Here is a 15,877-nt window from a genome sequence, read left to right as displayed (position 1 = left end):
TCAGTGGGGCGTGGCGCGTGAAAACAGGTTGAGCACCAGCACGCCAGCCACGATCAGCCCCATGCCGATCAGGCCGGCCAGATCGATCTTCTGCCCATAAAGCACAAACGCCACCACGGTGATGAGCACGATGCCCAGGCCCGACCAGATGGCATAGGCCACGCCCACCGGAATCGTGCGCAGCACCAGCGACAGGCAGTAGAACGCCACCGCGTAGCCGGCCACCACCAGCACCGAGGGCCACAGCCGCGTGAACCCTTCGCTGGCCTTGAGGGCGCTGGTGCCCACGACCTCGGCCACGATGGAAATCCCCAATGCGAGCCAGCCGTTCACCGCCGTTCACCTCTTCCGCGCTCAGCACGGCCAACGAAGCAACACCGGCCCGAGCGCACCGCGGAACCGGCTCCGCCGGGCTGCAGACGCAATTCCCCCGACCCGCGACGCTGGCGCGCCAGAGCGGGGAAAAGCCGCCTCGGGTGGCGCAGGAGGGTGCTCACAGTTTTTCCGTTTCGCCCGCCTTGGGCTGCCAGGTCATCAGGCGCTTTTCGATCTTGCCGACCAGGCCGTCGAGCACCAGCGCGAAGGTGGTCAGCACCAGAATGCCCGCCATCACCGTGTTGATGTCGAAACTGCCTTCAGCCTGCAGGATCAGGTAGCCCACGCCCTGGCTGGACCCCAGGTACTCGCCCACGACCGCACCGACGAAGGCCAACCCCACCGAGGTGTGCAGCGAGCTGAACACCCAGCTCGTGGCGCTGGGCAGGTAGACATGGCGCAGCAACTGCTTCTGGCTGGCACCCAGCATGCGCGCGTTGGCCAGCACCACCGGGCTCACCTCCTTGACACCCTGGTAGACGTTGAAGAACACGATGAAGAACACCAGCGTCACCCCCAGCGCAACCTTGGAGCCCATGCCCAGGCCGAACCACACCGCGAAGATCGGCGCCAGGATGATGCGGGGCATCGCGTTCATGGCCTTGATGTAGGGCTCCAGGATGGCCGAGGCCATGGGCGAAAGCGCCAGCCAGAGGCCGCCGGCCAGGCCGCCCACCGCGCCGATGGCGAAAGCCATCACGGTTTCGGCCAGCGTGACCCCCAGGTGCTGGTAGATGTCGGCGTCGGTGACGAACCAGGCCCAGATGCGCTCGAAGATGCGCAGCGGCTCACCGAAGAAGAACGCCGCCTGGCGGTCGTTCTCGAACATGAACGGCGGGATCAGCCCTGGCTTGGTCATCGCATGCCAGAACAGAAAGATCAGGGCCAGCAGGCCCAGTTGCCACAGGCGCAGCGTGGCCGGTCTCGGTTTGATCAGGTTCCACATAAGCGGGTGGGAGGCGGCCGCGTCAGGCGGCCTTTTGCAGTTGTTGCTGGTAGCCCTTGAGCACCTCTTCGCGCAGCACGCCCCAGATGGCGGCGTGCAGTTCGAGGAAGCGGGGCGTGGTCTTGACCTCGGCCACGTCGCGCGGGCGCGGAATGTCGATGGCGAACTCGCCAATCGGGTGGCTGGCCGGGCCGGCGCTGAGGATGACCACGCGGTCGCTCATGGCGATGGCTTCGTCGAGGTCGTGCGTGATGAACAGCACCGCCTTCCGGCCCGCGCCCCCTTGCGCTGCGCGCTGTCCCCCCGAGGGGGAGCTCGGCGAGCTGGGGGCGGCCCGGCGCTCGCCGCCCTGCCAGAGATCCAGCACCTCGTTTTCCATCAGCTGGCGGGTCTGGATGTCCAGCGCGGAAAAGGGCTCGTCCATCAGGATGATGTCCGGGTCCATCACCAGGGTCTGCGCCAGGCTGGCGCGCTTGCGCATGCCGCCGCTCATCTGGTGCGGGTAGCGGTCACCGAAGCCGCCCAGGCCGACGCGGCGCAGCCATTCTTCGGCCTGCGCCCTGGCATCGCGATCCGCCAGACCGCGGAACTGCAGGCCGGCCATGACGTTCTGCAACGCCGTGCGCCAGGGCATCAGGCTTTCGGCCTGGAACATGTAGCCGGCCCGGGCATTGATGCCCGACAGGGCCTCGCCGAAGATGCGCACGCTGCCGGTGCTGGGCGTCAGCAGGCCGGCGGCCACATTGAGCAGCGTGCTCTTGCCGCAGCCAGTGGGGCCGACCACGCTCACGAACTCGCCCGCCCCCACGGTGAGGTCGACGTTCTGCACCGCGGTGTAGCGCTGGCCGGGGTTGTCTTTGCTGACGAAGGTGCAGGCCACGCCCTGCAATTCAATGGCGGGATGACTCATAGAAAAAGCTCTGTCTACCAAATACCCAAGCGGGGAACGCCGCGGAACCGGCTTCGCCGGCCCGCTGGCGTTGTCCCCCTCGCGGCACCGACGGCGCACCACGGAGGGGAAAAGCGGCGTCAGCCGCGCAGGAGGGTGTCACTCACCGGTACTTCGCGTTCGCCTTCTTGACGAAGTCGTTGGTGTAGACCGCGTTGAGGTCGATCTTGGCCGCCGCGAGCTTGTCGTCCACGCTGGCCAGGGCCTTGAGCGCGGTCTCGGCGCCCTTGGCCGGGAAGCTGCCATCGGGCGACATCGCCTGCTTGGACGCCAGAAAACCGTCGATGTAGACCGCGCGGTCACCCAGCAGATAGCTTTCGGGCACCACCTTGATGACGTCGCTGCCACCGGCCTGCTGGATCCACTTGTTGGCCCGCACCATGGCGTTGGTCAGCGCCTGCGCGGTCTGCGGGTTCTTCTCGACGAACGACTGCGGCGCGTACAGGCAACCGGCCGGCATCGGCCCCCCGAACACCTGTTCGGCCTCGGCAAGCTTGCGCGTGTCGGTCACGATCTTCAGGTCGCCCGAGCGGGCGAGCAGCGTGATGACGGGATCGAGGTTGGCCATGGCATCGATCTGGCCCGAGCGCATGGCGGCCACCGCGCCGTTGCCGGCACCCACGCCCACGATGCTCACGTCGCTGGGCTTGAGCCCCGCCTTCGCCAGCACGAAATTGACCATCACGTTGGTCGAACTGCCTGGTGCGGTGACGCCCACCTTCTTGCCCTTGAGGTCGGCCACACCCTTGAAGTTGGGCATGGTCTTGGGGTTGACGCCCAGCACGATCTGCGGTGCAGCGCCTTGCAGCACGAAGGCCCGCATGGGCTGGCCCTTGAATTGCATGTTGATGGTGTGCTCGAAGGCGCCCGAGACCACATCGGCGCTGCCGCCCACCACGGCCTGCAGCGCACGCGAGCCGCCGGCGAAGTCGACGATGTTGACGTCCAGCCCCTCGGCCTTGAAGTAGCCCAGTTGCTCGGCGATGGTCAGCGGCAGGTAATAGAACAGGTTCTTGCCGCCCACGGCGATGGTGAGCTTGGGCTTTTCGATGCCTTGCGCCCAGGTGAAACCAGGCAGGGTGGCGGCCGCCAGGCCCCCGGCGATGAGGTGTCGTCTTTGCATGGATTTGTCTCCGGTTGTGAACCCCGTCTCACGGCATGGCCATGGGCTGCATGCCCGGGTCCGGACGATGATACCCCCAGCCTCTGCAGCCCTTGGCTGCGGCCAACCCGTACTCAGCCCACGGGCTGGCCGTCGACAAACACCTTGAGTTCACCGGGCGCAAAGGCCGCCCACTGCTCGTTGCGGGTCAGCGGTGTGGTCACGATCACCGCCACCCGGTCACCGGCCTGGTTGATGTCGGCGAAATCGACGGTCCAGTCTTCGTCCATCAGTGTCGCGGCCTGGAACGGGTGCTGGCGGATCAGCCAGTGCAGCTTGGTGCTGCAGTGCGCCCACAGCGCATCCCCATTGGACAGCAGGAAGTTGAAGGTGCCGAGGCGGCTGATTTGCGGCACCAGCTCGCGCAGCGTGAGCGTGAGCTCGGCCACCGAGGGCACGCTGGCGTGTGACTTGGCCAGTTCCTGCATCAGCCAGCAGAACGCGCGCTCGCTGTCGGTGCTGCCGACCGGCAGGAAATGGCTGTGCAGCTTGGGGTGGTAGTCCTTGAGGTCGCCGTTGTGGGCGAACACCCAGTGGCGGCCCCAGAGTTCGCGGGTGAACGGGTGCGCGTTCTCCAGGCAGACCTCGCCGACCGTGGCCTTGCGCACGTGGGCAATGATGTTCCGGCTCTTGAGCGGGTAGCCACGCAGGAACGCCGCGACAGGCGAGGCGGCCGCACTCTCGTGGTCGATGAACAGGCGCAGGCCCTTGCCCTCGAAGAAGGCGATGCCCCAGCCGTCCGCGTGGTGATCGGTCGCCCCGCCACGCTGGCAGAAGCCGGTAAAGCTGAAGGTGGCGTCGGTGGGGGTGGCGCAATTCAGGCCGAGCAGTTGGCACATGGAAGCTATTGTGCCCCGGGGCACCGTCCGCCGCGAAGACAGCCACCCTAGCCTTTGCGGTGCGGCTCCGGACGCAGCCGCCAGGCGGCCAGCAGGGCCAGGGCGCACACCGCCCCCAGCATCACGAAAGTCTCGTGGAAGGCGGGCATGCGCTCACCGCCATGGGCCGCCAGACGCCATTCGAGCACGATGCCGCACAGGCTCACCCCGGCGGCGCCACCCAGCATGCGCAGGAAGTTGATGACGCTGGCCCCCTGGGGAATGTCGACATGGTGCAGTCCGCGCATGGCCCCCACATTGAGCGAGGGCAGGATGAAGCCCAGCCCGATGCGCCCCACGATGGCCCAGAGCACCAGCCAGGTGACCGTCATCCCCGGGCTGCCGCTGCCCACGGTCACCATGAGCACGAACGAGGCCGCCAGCAATGCCAGGCCCAGGCTGACCAGCCGGTGCGTGGGGTGGCGGTCGGCCAGGCGGCCCACCAGCGAAATCGTCACCGCCAGCACCAGGCCCGCCGGCAGCAGGATGGTGCCGACGAACGCTGCCGACATGCCCAGGCCCATCTGCATGAACACGGGCAGCAGGTAGGTGGAGCCGAACAGGGCCGTGCCGTAGATGAACGCCACCACGCTGCCCATGGCGAAGCGCCGGTCGCGGAACAGCGTCAGGTTCATCAGCGGCGCCGAAGCCCCGGGCGCCCGGCTGCGCAGCATGTGCCGCTGCAGCGCAACAAAAGCCAGCAGGGCAATCACCGCCCCACCCAGCAGCGACCAGGCCGTGACGGCCGTGCCCCCTTTGAGCTCGACCAGGCCGTTGAGCAGACACAGCGTGCCTGCCGAGGCCAGCAGCAGGCCACGCCAGTCCAGACCAGCCCCCTGCCCCGCCACCGCCCCGCCCGGCGCATTGACCGGCACGAATCGGCGCGCCAGCCACAGCGAGGCTAGGCAGAACGGCACCACCATGAAGAAGATGGAGCGCCAGCCGAAGGCGTCGACCAACAGGCCGCCGATGCTGGGGCCGATGGCGGGCGCCAGCACCACGCCGGTGCCGAAGATGCCGCTGGCACGCCCCTGCTCACCCGGCTCGAAGGCGCGCAGGATGATGATGGCTGGGATCGGCTGAACCACGCCGGCCGCCAGCCCTTCGGCCACCCGCGCCGCCAGCACCAGCGGGTAGTGCTGAGCAAAGCCGCCCGCCAGGCCGCCGGCCAGCAGCAGCCACATGCAGCCCGCGTAGGTGCGCCGGTAGCCGTAGCGCGAAAGCAGCCAGGGTGTGGTGAGCATCGACACGGTCATGGCCGCCATGAAGCCCGAGGTGACCCACTGCGCCCGCTCCTGACCCAGGCTGAAGTGCTGGCTCATGTCGGGAATGGCCACGTTGACGATGGTCGACGACATGACCGAGGCCATGGTGCCGATCATCACCGACAGCAGCAACAGCCAGCGGTAGCGGGCACCATGGCGCGCCCGCAGGGCAGCGATCGAATCGTCGGAAGGATGGGGCGTCATAGGGGCAGGCAACGGCGGCGTAGCTTATCGCCGTTTGCGCCCGGCCACCGCATAATTCCGCTAACCCTTGGGAAAACCACCATGCGCCTGCTTCTGGTCGAAGACGACACGATGATCGGAGAAACCGTGCTCGACCTGCTGCGGGCCGAGCACTACGCCGTGGACTGGGTGCGTGACGGCGATGCCGCCGACACCGCGCTGCGCACCCAGAGCTACGACCTGGTGCTGCTGGACCTGGGCCTGCCCCGGCGCGACGGCCTGACCGTGCTGCGCGACCTGCGCGCCCGCCGCGAGCGCGTGCCGGTGCTGATCGCCACCGCCCGCGACGCCCTGAGCCAACGCGTCGAAGGCCTTGACGCCGGCGCTGACGACTACGTGCTCAAGCCCTACGAGCTGGACGAACTGCTGGCGCGCATCCGCGCCCTGCTGCGCCGCTCGGCCGGCCGGGCCGAGCCAGTCTACGACCACCAGGGTGTGAGCATCAACCCGGCCACGCGCGAAGCCAGCGTGCATGGCGAACCGGTGGTGCTCTCGGCGCGCGAATGGGCCGTGCTGGAGCCCCTGCTGGCCCGCCCGGGCCTGGTGCTCTCGCGCGCGCAACTGGAAGAGAAGCTCTACGACTGGAAAAACGAAATCAGCAGCAACGCGGTGGAGGTCTACATCCACGGCCTGCGCAAGAAGCTGGGGGCCGATCTGATCCGCAATGTCCGCGGGGTGGGCTACATGGTGCCCAAGCAGTGACGCGCCCGCCGCCCTGCCCATCCGCCACACCCGCATGCTGCGACCGCTGACCTCCCTGCGCGCCCGGCTGCTGTGGTTCGTGCTGCTGGCCATCCTGGCCACGGCGCTGCTGCAGGCTGCCCTGGCCCTGCGCGCCGCCCGCGCCGAGGCCGACACCATCTTCGACTACCACATGCAGCAGGTGGCCCAGTCGCTGCGCGCCGGCCTGCCCCAGGGTCTGGCGACGGGCGTGCTGCCCCTGCCCCCGGAGGAGCAGGACTTCGATTTCGTGGTCCAGATCTGGACGCTGGACGGCACCCTGATCTTCCAGTCGGCCTCGCGTGCCGAACTGCCGCCCCGCGCCGTGCTGGGTTTTGCCGAGGTGGACGCCCACGGCACCCAGTACCGGGTGTATTCGGTGCTCACCCGCGGCCTGGTGATTCAGGTCGCTCAGGACATGGCGGTGCGCGAGCGCATGGCCAGCGAACTCGCGCTGCACACCGCGGTACCCATCCTGCTGCTGGCGCCCATGCTGATGCTGCTGGTGGGCTGGCTGGTGGGCGCTTCGCTGGCGCCCGTGAACCGCGTGCGCCAGCAGTTGGCGGCCCGCACCGCCGACGACCTCACCGCCGTGGCCGAAACCGCGCTGCCCGACGAACTGCAGCCCCTGGTGCACGAATTCAACGGCCTGCTGCAGCGCCTGTCGCTGGCGTTCGAGACCCAGCAGCGCTTCGTGGCTGATGCGGCGCACGAACTGCGCTCGCCCCTGGCGGCCCTGAAGCTGCAGGTCCAGGGCCTGCGCCGGGCTGGCGACGAGGCCACCCGTGAGCGGGCTCTGCAACGGCTGGACGCCGGCATCGACCGGGCCACCCGCCTGATCGAGCAGTTGCTGGTGCTGGCCCGCCAGCAGGCCCGCCAAGCCGAAGGTGCCCCCGCCCAGCCGCTGGCGCTGGACGAGCTGGCGCGGCAGGTGGTGGCGGAAGCGGTGGCGGCGAGCGGGGCCGACGTGGGCGTCGACGCACCCGCCGACGGCCGGCCGGCCAGGGTCATGGGCCACCCGGAAGCGCTGCGCATCCTGCTGCGCAATCTGCTGGAAAACGCCCTCAAATACGCCCCGCCCGGGGGCCGCGTCGACGTGCGCGTGCAGCCTGCCGGGCCCGCAGACAGCCCGGCGGCCGTCTGGCTCAGCGTGGAGGACAGCGGCCCCGGCATCCCGGAAGGCGAGCGCGAGCGGGCGCTGGACCGTTTCTACCGGCTGCCCGGCACCCCGTCGACCGGCAGTGGTCTCGGCCTGGCCATTGCCCAGGCGGTGGCGGCGCTGCACGGCACCCATCTGCAACTGGACACCTCGCCGGCGCTGGGTGGGCTGCGCGTGCGGGTCTGCCTGCCGGCCGCGGCCTGACTGCCGGGCTGGCCGCGCACGGTTTTCCACATTGACGAAACGCGTGCTCGGTATAACATCGACAGCGCAATCCGCTCCCGTGCCAGACCACTGCCCGCGCCGCCGCCCGGCGTCCCGCAGGAGCCCTTTCTGGACCCGCCCGGTTGCTTCGAAAGAAACACGCGCGCTGCGGTCCGCCAGCCCCTGGCCCGACCAGCCTGCCTGCCCCATTTCACCAGAGCCCACGATGAAGCACCCATCCTCATTCCCACCCCCGGAGGTTCCGTCATGGACATGAACCGCCGGCATTTCTTCCGCGTCAGCGGGGCGGGCCTCGTCGGCTCCAGCCTCGTGGCCATGGGCTTCTCGCCCGCCACCGCGCTGGCCGAAGTCCGCCAGTTCAAGCTGGCCTCCACCACCGTCACCCGCCAGACCTGCACCTACTGCTCGGTCGGCTGCGGCATCCTGATGCATTCGCTGGGCACAGGCGGCAAGAACGCCAAGGCGTCGGTGATCCACGTCGAAGGCGATCCGGACCACCCGGTCAACCGCGGCACGCTGTGCCCCAAGGGCGCCGGTCTGCTGGACTACATCAACAGCCCCAACCGCCTGCTGTACCCCGAGTACCGCGCCGCTGGCTCCAAGGAGTGGCAGCGCATCTCCTGGGACGAGGCGCTGGACCGCGTGGCCAAGTTGCTCAAGGCCGACCGCGACGCGAACTTCCAGGCCACCACGGCCGACGGCCTGACCGTCAACCGCTGGCTCTCCACCGGCATGCTGGCCGCTTCGGCCTCCAGCAACGAAGCCGGTTACATCACCCACAAAGTGGCCCGTTCCTGGGGCCTGCTCGCATTCGACAACCAAGCCCGTGTCTGACACGGCCCGACGGTGGCAGGTCTTGCCCCGACGTTTGGCCGTGGAGCGATGACGAACCATTGGGTCGACATCAAGAATGCGGATGTAATTTTGATCATGGGCGGCAATGCCGCCGAAGCCCACCCCTGCGGCTTCAAATGGGTCACCGAAGCCAAGGCGCACAACAAGGCGCACTTCATGGTGGTGGACCCGCGCTTCAACCGCTCTGCCTCGGTAGCGGACTTCTACGCGCCCATCCGGTCGGGCTCGGACATCGTTTTCCTCGGCGGGATCATCCATTACCTGCTGAGCAACGACAAGATCCACCACGAGTACGTTCACAACTACACGGACTTCAGCTTCATCGTCCGCGACGACTTCCAGTTCGTGGACGGCATCTTCTCGGGCTACAACGAAGAGAAGCGCAGCTACGACAAGAAGAGCTGGGACTACGAGCTGGGCGAGGACGGTTACGTCAAGACCGATCCGACGCTGCAGCACCCGCGCTGCGTCTACCAGCTGATGAAGCAGCACTACGCGGCGTACACGCCCGAGAAGGTCGAAAGCGTCTGCGGCACACCGAAGGACAAGTTCCTGCACGTGGCCGAGAAGTTCGCCTCCACGGCGGTGGCCGGGCGTGCGGCCACCATCATGTACGCCCTGGGCTGGACCCAGCACTCCATCGGCGCGCAGATCCTGCGCTGCGCGGCCATGGTGCAGCTGCTGTGCGGCAACATCGGTGTGGCCGGCGGCGGCATGAATGCGCTGCGCGGGCACTCCAACATCCAGGGCCTGACGGACCTGGGGCTGTTGTCGGCCAGCCTGCCGGGCTACCTGTCGCTGCCGGGCGAAAAGGAACAGGACTACCAGCAGTACATCACCACCCGCACGCAGAAACCGCTGCGCGCGGGCCAGATGAGCTACTGGCAGAACTACCCCAAGTTCCACGTCAGCCTGATGAAGGCCTGGTTCGGTGCGGCGGCCACGGCCGACAACCAATGGGCCTATGACTACCTGCCCAAGCTGGACAAGCAGTACGACATGCTGCAGATCTTCCAGCTCATGGACGAGGGCAAGGTCAACGGCTACATCGCGCAGGGCTTCAACCCGATCGCGGCGCTGTCCGACAGCAACCGCCTGCGCAGCGGCCTGGCCAAGCTCAAGTTCCTGGTGGTGATGGACCCACTGGCGACCGAAACGTCGGAGTTCTGGCAGAACTTCGGCGAGTTCAACGACATGGACCCGTCGCAGATCCAGACCGAGGTGTTCCGCCTGCCCACGACCTGCTTCGCCGAAGAAGAAGGCGCGGTGGTCAGCTCCTCGCGCGTGCTGCAATGGCACTGGAAGGCGGCCGAACCGCCGGGCGAGGCCAAGACCGACGTGGCCATCATGGCCGGCCTGCACCACCGCCTGAAAGCGCTCTACGCGAAGGAGGGCGGGGCCTTTCCCGACCCGATCCTGAACCTGGACTGGAAGTACGCCGAGCCCGACCACCCGAGTTCCGAGGAAATCGCCAAGGAGTACAACGGCAAGGCTCTGGTCGACCTGACCGATCCGGCCGACCCCAGCAAGGTGCTGCGGCCGGCAGGCCAGCAGGTTTCCGGCTTCGGTGAACTGCGCGACGACGGCTCCACCGCGTCGGGCTGCTGGATCTACGCCGGCGCCTGGACGCAGGCGGGCAACCAGATGGGCCGCCGCGACAACAGCGACCCCACCGGCATCGGCAACACGCTGAACTGGGCCTGGGCCTGGCCGGCGAACCGGCGCATCCTGTACAACCGCGCGTCGGCCGACCTGCAAGGCCAGCCGTTCAACCCGCACCGCAAGCTGGTGGGCTGGAACGGCAAGAGCTGGAGCGGTGCCGACGTGCCCGACTTCGGGGCCACGCTGGCACCGGAGACGGGCGCCGGGCCGTTCATCATGAACCCGGAAGGCGTGGCGCGCTTCTTCTCCCGCAAGGGGCTCAACGAAGGTCCGTTCCCCACGCACTACGAGCCGTTCGACACGCCGCTGGGCTACAACCCGATGCACCCGGACAACGCCAAGGCCACGTCCTCACCGGCCGCGCGCGTGTTTGCCAACGTCTGGGACACCTTCGGCAAGGCGGCGGACTACCCGCACGTGGGCACCACCTACCGGCTGACGGAGCACTTCCACTACTGGACCAAGCACTCGCTGGTCAATGCCATCACGCAGCCCGAGCAGTTCGTCGAGATCGGCGAGGCGCTGGCGGCGGAGCTGGGCATCCGGGCCGGAGACCGGGTCAAGGTCAGCTCCAAGCGCGGTCATATCAAGGCCGTGGCCGTGGTGACCAAGCGGATCAAGGCCATGAAGATCGAGGGCAAGAACATCCACCACGTCGGTATTCCGATTCACTGGGGCTTCAAGGGCGTGACCAAGCCCGGGTTCCTGGCGAACACGCTGACGCCTTTCGTGGGCGACGGCAACACGAATACGCCGGAATTCAAGACCTTCCTCGTGAAGGTCGAGAAAATCTAGGAGACGCAGGATGTCATTGCAATCACTCGATATCAAACGCCTGTCCGCCACCACCACACCGGCTCCGCAGGCGCGCTCCCCGCAGTCGGGCGAGGTGGCCAAGCTCATCGATGTCTCCAAGTGCATCGGGTGCAAGGCCTGCCAGACCGCCTGCATGGAATGGAACGACCTGCGCCAGGAGCCGGGCCACAACGTCGGGGTCTACGACAACCCGGCCGACCTGACCGAAAACGCGTGGACGGTGATGAAGTTCACCGAATACGAGAACGAGGCCAGCGGCAACCTGGAGTGGCTGATCCGCAAGGACGGCTGCATGCACTGCGAAGACCCGGGCTGCCTCAAGGCCTGCCCGTCGCCGGGCGCCATCGTGCAGTACACCAACGGCATCGTAGACTTCCATGAAGAGCACTGCGTGGGCTGTGGCTACTGCGTGACCGGCTGCCCGTTCAACGTGCCGCGCATCAGCAAGAAGGACCACAAGGCCTACAAGTGCACCCTGTGCTCGGACCGCGTGGCCGTGGGCCGCGAGCCGGCCTGCGTCACCACCTGCCCGACCGGCGCCATCATGTTCGGCACCAAGAAGGCGATGAAGGACCAGGCCGATACGCGCATCGCCGACCTCAAGGAACGCGGTTTCGACCAGGCCGGCCTGTACGACCCGGCCGGCGTTGGCGGCACGCACGTCATGTATGTGCTGCACCACGCCGACAAGCCGTCGCTGTACGCCGGCCTGCCCGATGCGCCGAAGATCAGCCCCATGGTCAGTCTCTGGAAGGGCATGGCCAAACCGCTGGCCATGGCCGCCCTGGGCGCCGCCGCGCTGGGCAGCCTGTTCCACTTCATCACCAAGGGACCGAACGAGGTGTCCAAGGAGCTGGAGGACGAAATGGACCGCAAGGACCGTGAGGCCGAGGCCGGCACCCAGGAGGACGCACGATGAGACGCAATCCCCGCGACCTGGTCCGCTACACCGCGGGCGAACGGGCCAACCACTGGGTGGTCGGCATCTGCTTCATCCTGCTGGCGCTCTCGGGCCTGGCCTTCTTCCATCCGGCCTTCTTCCCGCTGACACAGCTGTTCGGGGGCGGGCCGTGGACGCGCATCCTGCACCCCTACATCGGGGTCGTGATGATGCTGTTCTTCGTCATCATGGCGCTGCGCTTCTGGCGTCTGAACGTGATCGAGCCGCGCGACGTCGAATGGCTCAAGAACGTCAACAAGATGGTGGACGGCAACGACCACGACATGCCCGAGCAGGGCAAGTACAACGGCGGTCAGAAGGTCCTGTTCTGGGGCCTGGTGGTCGGCATGGTGCTGCTGCTGGTGTCGGGCGTGCTGATGTGGCGCGCCTGGCTGAATCTGCCGGTGGACGTGGTGCGCATCGCCTCGGTGGTGCACGCCATCGCCGCCGTGTGGATGATCGGTCTGATCATCATGCACGTGTACGCGGCCATCTGGACGCGCGGCACCATCCGCGCCATGATGTACGGCACCGTCACCCGCGCCTGGGCCAAACAGCACCACCGCGGCTGGTACCGCAAAATGACCGGGGATAATTAACACCCCCCTGCGCCGCTGACGCGGCTTCCCCCCTCCGTAGCGCGCCGCTGCGAGGCGCTTCGAGGGGGGACAGCGCCTGTGGCCCGGCAAAGCCGGTTCCACCGCGCCCTCGATTTGGCGCTTCTTTATTCGTTGCGGGTCTTCGATTTGAGGGCGGTGGCTCCGTGTTTTTTGGGATCAACTGAACGTGCAACGCATTCTCCAGCCGGGTGACATCGAAGCCCTGGACCGCACCAGCCTGCTGCGCGTGCGGCTGCCGCAACCGGTCCGCCTGTTCGCCGACCGGGCCGCGCGCCTGGCGCAGAAAGCCGAAGGCCACCCCATTGGCGACTACCTGCGCTTCCTGGCCCACATCGTCAAGGCCCAGCAGGCCGCGGCGTCCCAGGTCCACACCCGCGCGCCAGACGCTGCGCTGATCGCCCAGGCCTGCCAGCACGGCATGCCGCTGATGCCCGCGGCCGGCCACATCGACACGGCCTGGCAGGGCGTGCTGGACCTGCTCATCGGCGCCGCCCGCCAGGCCCCGGCCCTGCCGCCCGCCCTGGCTCCGGTGCTGGACACGCTGCGCGACCTGCCGGCCGACGCGCGCGACGCCCTGGCCCGCCGCGTGCTCGCCGGGCTCTACACCGAAGCCCACGACCTGGCGGCCGCCCCCCTGGTCATGGCCGCGCTGCAGGTGGTGTTTGCCGACCGTGCCAGCCGCCTGAAAGACAGCGACATCCCTTACGCCGACCCGGCCACCATCTGCCCCGTGTGCGCCACGCCGCCGGTGGTCAGCGTGCTGCGCATCGGCGCACGCGAGGCCGGCCTGCGCTACCTGCACTGCGGCACCTGCGGCACCGAATGGCACATGGTGCGCGTCAAGTGCAGCCACTGCGAATCCACCCGGCATGTTCGCTACCAGGGCCTGCAGGACGGCGACGCGCACACCGACGAGGTCGTCACGGCCGAAACCTGCGGCGACTGCCGCACCTACCGCAAGCTGGTCAACCAGGAAAAAGACCCGCTGGCCGAACCGCTGGCCGACGATCTGGCCTCGCTGCTGCTGGACCTGCTGATGGGCGAAACCGAATTCCTGCGCGCCAGCATGAACCCCTTGCTGCCCATGAGCGACGCCGGAGCGTCCGCGTGAGCACCCCGACGCCCACGCTGCGCCTGCCGGCGGTGGACCGCGTGCTGTCGGCGCCGGCGCTGCAGGCACTGACGGCCGAACACGGCGGCCACGCCACCACCGAGGCCGTGCGCGCCACGCTGGAAGCCCTGCGCCCGGCGGCCCTGGCCGGCCAGCTGGCACCGGCACAGATCGAGCCGGCGGCCCTGGCCGATGCCGTGGCCCAACGCCTGGCCGCGCGCTTCGCGCCGCGCCTCAAGGCCGTGTTCAACCTCACGGGCACCGTGCTGCACACCAACCTGGGCCGCGCCCTGCTGCCCGACGCCGCCGTGCAGGCCGTGGTGCAGGCGCTGACCACGCCCGCCAACCTCGAATTCGACCTCGCCACCGGTGGCCGGGGCGACCGCGACGACCTCGTCAACGACCTGCTGCGCGAGCTCACCGGCGCCGAAGCCGCCACCGTGGTGAACAACAACGCCGCGGGCGTGCTGCTGACGCTCAATGCGCTGGCCTCGCGCAAGGAGGTGGTCGTCTCGCGCGGCGAACTGGTCGAGATCGGCGGCGCCTTCCGCATCCCCGACATCATGGCCCGCGCGGGCGCGAAGCTGGTCGAGGTCGGCACCACCAACCGCACCCACGCCAAGGACTACGCCGAGGCCATCACCGACCGCACCGCGCTGCTGATGAAGGTGCATTGCAGCAACTACGCCGTCACCGGTTTCACCAAAAGCGTTCCCGAAGCCGAGGTGGCCGCCATCGCCCACGCGCGCGGCCTGCCGCTGGCGGTGGACCTGGGCTCGGGCACGCTGGTTGACCTGGCGCAGTGGGGCCTACCGCACGAAGCCACCGTGCGCGAGACGATCGAAGCCGGTGCCGATCTCGTCACCTTCAGCGGCGACAAGCTGCTGGGCGGGCCGCAGGCAGGGCTGATCGTCGGCCGCCAGGACCTGATCGCGAAGATCAAGAAGAACCCGCTCAAGCGCGCGCTGCGCGTGGGCAAGCTCACGCTCGCCGCGCTCGAACCCGTGCTGCGCCTGTACCTCGCGCCCGATCTGCTGCCCCAGCGCCTGACCACGCTGCGCCTGTTCACCCGGGCGCCGGCCCAGATGCGCGCCCAGGCCGACGCCCTGCGCCCCCCCCTGCAGGCCGCGCTGGGCAGCGGCTACACCGCGAGCAGCGCACCGATGTTCAGCCAGATCGGCAGCGGCGCGTTGCCGGTCGACAACCTGCCCAGCCACGGCCTGTGCATCGCCCCGGCCAGCCCCCGCCGCGCCGGCCGCGCGCTGGCCCGGCTGGAAGCCGCGCTGCGCAGCCTGCCGCGTCCGGTGATCGGCCGCATCGCCAGCGATGCGCTGTGGCTGGATCTGCGCTGCCTCGAAGCCAGCGACGAAGCCGCCTTCACCGGCCAGTTGCCCCAACTCGCCGAAGCCCTGGCCCAGGCCTGAACGGCCGGCAGCGCCCATGATCATCGGCACCGCCGGCCACATCGACCACGGCAAGACCGCGCTGGTGCGCGCGCTCACCGGCGTGGAAACCGACCGCCTGCCGGAGGAAAAACGCCGCGGCATTTCCATCGAACTGGGTTACGCCTACCTGCACGCCGACGACGGCTGCTCGCTGGGTTTTGTCGACGTGCCGGGCCACGAGCGCCTGCTGCACACCATGCTGGCGGGCGCCACGGGCATCGCCCACGTGCTGCTGGTGGTGGCCGCCGACGACGGCGTGATGCCGCAGACGCGCGAGCACCTGGCCGTGGTGGCCCTGCTGGGTGTGCGCCAGGGCAGCGTCGCCCTCACCAAGATCGACCGGCTCGACCCGGCCGCGCGCGCCGATCGCCTGGCCGCCGTGCAGGCCGAGGTGCAGGCGCTGCTGGCCGCCACGGCCCTGGCCGGCGCGCCCCTGTTTCCGGTCTCGGCCCACACCGGCGAAGGCGTGGCGGCCCTGCGCGAACGCCTGCTGGCCACCGCGCGCC

General features: G+C 68.5%; 14 protein-coding genes. 8 read left to right on the top strand and 6 right to left on the bottom strand.

Annotation, left to right across the window (positions count from 1 at the left end; all coding sequences use genetic code 11):
- The 6 genes from QQK43_RS09035 to QQK43_RS09010 form a co-directional block, all read right to left on the bottom strand.
- Nucleotides 1-333: an SMR family transporter gene (locus QQK43_RS09035; protein ID WP_284307489.1), complete on the bottom strand. Its 333-nt coding sequence runs from the start codon at nt 331-333 to the stop codon at nt 1-3.
- Between the two features lie 160 nt (nt 334-493).
- Nucleotides 494-1,321 carry an ABC transporter permease gene (locus tag QQK43_RS09030; RefSeq protein WP_234264059.1) on the bottom strand — a complete coding sequence of 276 codons (828 nt, stop codon included), beginning with the start codon at nt 1,319-1,321 and terminating at the stop codon, nt 494-496.
- 22 nt (nt 1,322-1,343) lie between these two features.
- A complete protein-coding gene (locus tag QQK43_RS09025; protein WP_284307488.1) occupies nt 1,344-2,231 on the bottom strand; it encodes an ABC transporter ATP-binding protein in 888 nt (295 codons plus the stop codon).
- 142 nt (nt 2,232-2,373) lie between these two features.
- Complete coding sequence (locus tag QQK43_RS09020; RefSeq protein ID WP_284307486.1) at nt 2,374-3,393, bottom strand: ABC transporter substrate-binding protein; 1,020 nt, start codon at nt 3,391-3,393, stop codon at nt 2,374-2,376.
- Between the two features lie 113 nt (nt 3,394-3,506).
- Nucleotides 3,507-4,271, bottom strand: coding sequence for a class II glutamine amidotransferase (locus QQK43_RS09015; RefSeq protein ID WP_284307484.1), 765 nt, complete (start codon nt 4,269-4,271; stop codon nt 3,507-3,509).
- A gap of 47 nt (nt 4,272-4,318) precedes the next feature.
- Complete coding sequence (locus QQK43_RS09010; protein WP_284307483.1) at nt 4,319-5,779, bottom strand: MFS transporter; 1,461 nt, start codon at nt 5,777-5,779, stop codon at nt 4,319-4,321.
- Nucleotides 5,780-5,860: 81 nt separating this feature from the next.
- Between QQK43_RS09010 and QQK43_RS09005 the strand changes: the two genes are divergently transcribed.
- The 8 genes from QQK43_RS09005 to QQK43_RS08970 all read left to right on the top strand — a co-directional run.
- Entirely contained in the window at nt 5,861-6,520 is a 660-nt protein-coding gene (locus QQK43_RS09005) for a response regulator (protein ID WP_234264064.1), read from the top strand.
- A gap of 34 nt (nt 6,521-6,554) precedes the next feature.
- Entirely contained in the window at nt 6,555-7,901 is a 1,347-nt protein-coding gene (locus QQK43_RS09000; protein ID WP_284307482.1) for an ATP-binding protein, read from the top strand.
- 267 nt (nt 7,902-8,168) lie between these two features.
- The gene (fdnG, locus tag QQK43_RS08995) at nt 8,169-11,234 is read left to right on the top strand and encodes a formate dehydrogenase-N subunit alpha (RefSeq protein ID WP_284307481.1); all 3,066 of its coding nucleotides are present in this window, start codon (nt 8,169-8,171) and stop codon (nt 11,232-11,234) included.
- A 10-nt stretch (nt 11,235-11,244) separates the two neighbouring features.
- On the top strand, nt 11,245-12,174 hold the full coding sequence (gene fdxH, locus QQK43_RS08990) for a formate dehydrogenase subunit beta (protein WP_234264067.1): 930 nt from the start codon (nt 11,245-11,247) through the stop codon (nt 12,172-12,174).
- The gene (locus QQK43_RS08985; protein WP_234264068.1) at nt 12,171-12,794 is read left to right on the top strand and encodes a formate dehydrogenase subunit gamma; all 624 of its coding nucleotides are present in this window, start codon (nt 12,171-12,173) and stop codon (nt 12,792-12,794) included. Before fdxH ends, QQK43_RS08985 begins: the two co-directional genes overlap by 4 nt.
- A gap of 187 nt (nt 12,795-12,981) precedes the next feature.
- A complete protein-coding gene (gene fdhE, locus QQK43_RS08980; RefSeq protein ID WP_284307480.1) occupies nt 12,982-13,926 on the top strand; it encodes a formate dehydrogenase accessory protein FdhE in 945 nt (314 codons plus the stop codon).
- Nucleotides 13,923-15,350: an L-seryl-tRNA(Sec) selenium transferase gene (selA, locus tag QQK43_RS08975; RefSeq protein ID WP_284307479.1), complete on the top strand. Its 1,428-nt coding sequence runs from the start codon at nt 13,923-13,925 to the stop codon at nt 15,348-15,350. The genes fdhE and selA overlap by 4 nt, the downstream gene beginning before the upstream one ends.
- Before the next feature lie 16 nt (nt 15,351-15,366).
- Nucleotides 15,367-15,877, top strand: a 511-nt coding sequence (locus QQK43_RS08970; RefSeq protein WP_284307478.1) for a GTP-binding protein, incomplete at its 3' end; no start/stop codon positions are given.

It is taken from the genome of Hydrogenophaga electricum (assembly GCF_030160815.1).
Taxonomy (GTDB): domain Bacteria; phylum Pseudomonadota; class Gammaproteobacteria; order Burkholderiales; family Burkholderiaceae_C; genus Hydrogenophaga; species Hydrogenophaga electricum.
This window is presented reverse-complemented; position numbering and strand designations above follow the sequence as displayed.

Excerpts from the sequence above, each read along its gene's own strand:
- QQK43_RS09005 (WP_234264064.1), top strand. The coding sequence starts at position 5,861 with ATGCGCCTGCTTCTGGTCGAAGACGACACGATGATCGGAGAAACCGTG.
- fdxH (WP_234264067.1), top strand. The coding sequence starts at position 11,245 with ATGTCATTGCAATCACTCGATATCAAACGCCTGTCCGCCACCACCACA.
- QQK43_RS09000 (WP_284307482.1), top strand. The coding sequence starts at position 6,555 with ATGCTGCGACCGCTGACCTCCCTGCGCGCCCGGCTGCTGTGGTTCGTG.
- QQK43_RS09030 (WP_234264059.1), bottom strand. The coding sequence starts at position 1,321 with ATGTGGAACCTGATCAAACCGAGACCGGCCACGCTGCGCCTGTGGCAA.
- QQK43_RS09015 (WP_284307484.1), bottom strand. The coding sequence starts at position 4,271 with ATGTGCCAACTGCTCGGCCTGAATTGCGCCACCCCCACCGACGCCACC.
- QQK43_RS09020 (WP_284307486.1), bottom strand. The coding sequence starts at position 3,393 with ATGCAAAGACGACACCTCATCGCCGGGGGCCTGGCGGCCGCCACCCTG.
- QQK43_RS09025 (WP_284307488.1), bottom strand. The coding sequence starts at position 2,231 with ATGAGTCATCCCGCCATTGAATTGCAGGGCGTGGCCTGCACCTTCGTC.
- QQK43_RS09010 (WP_284307483.1), bottom strand. The coding sequence starts at position 5,779 with ATGACGCCCCATCCTTCCGACGATTCGATCGCTGCCCTGCGGGCGCGC.
- QQK43_RS08985 (WP_234264068.1), top strand. The coding sequence starts at position 12,171 with ATGAGACGCAATCCCCGCGACCTGGTCCGCTACACCGCGGGCGAACGG.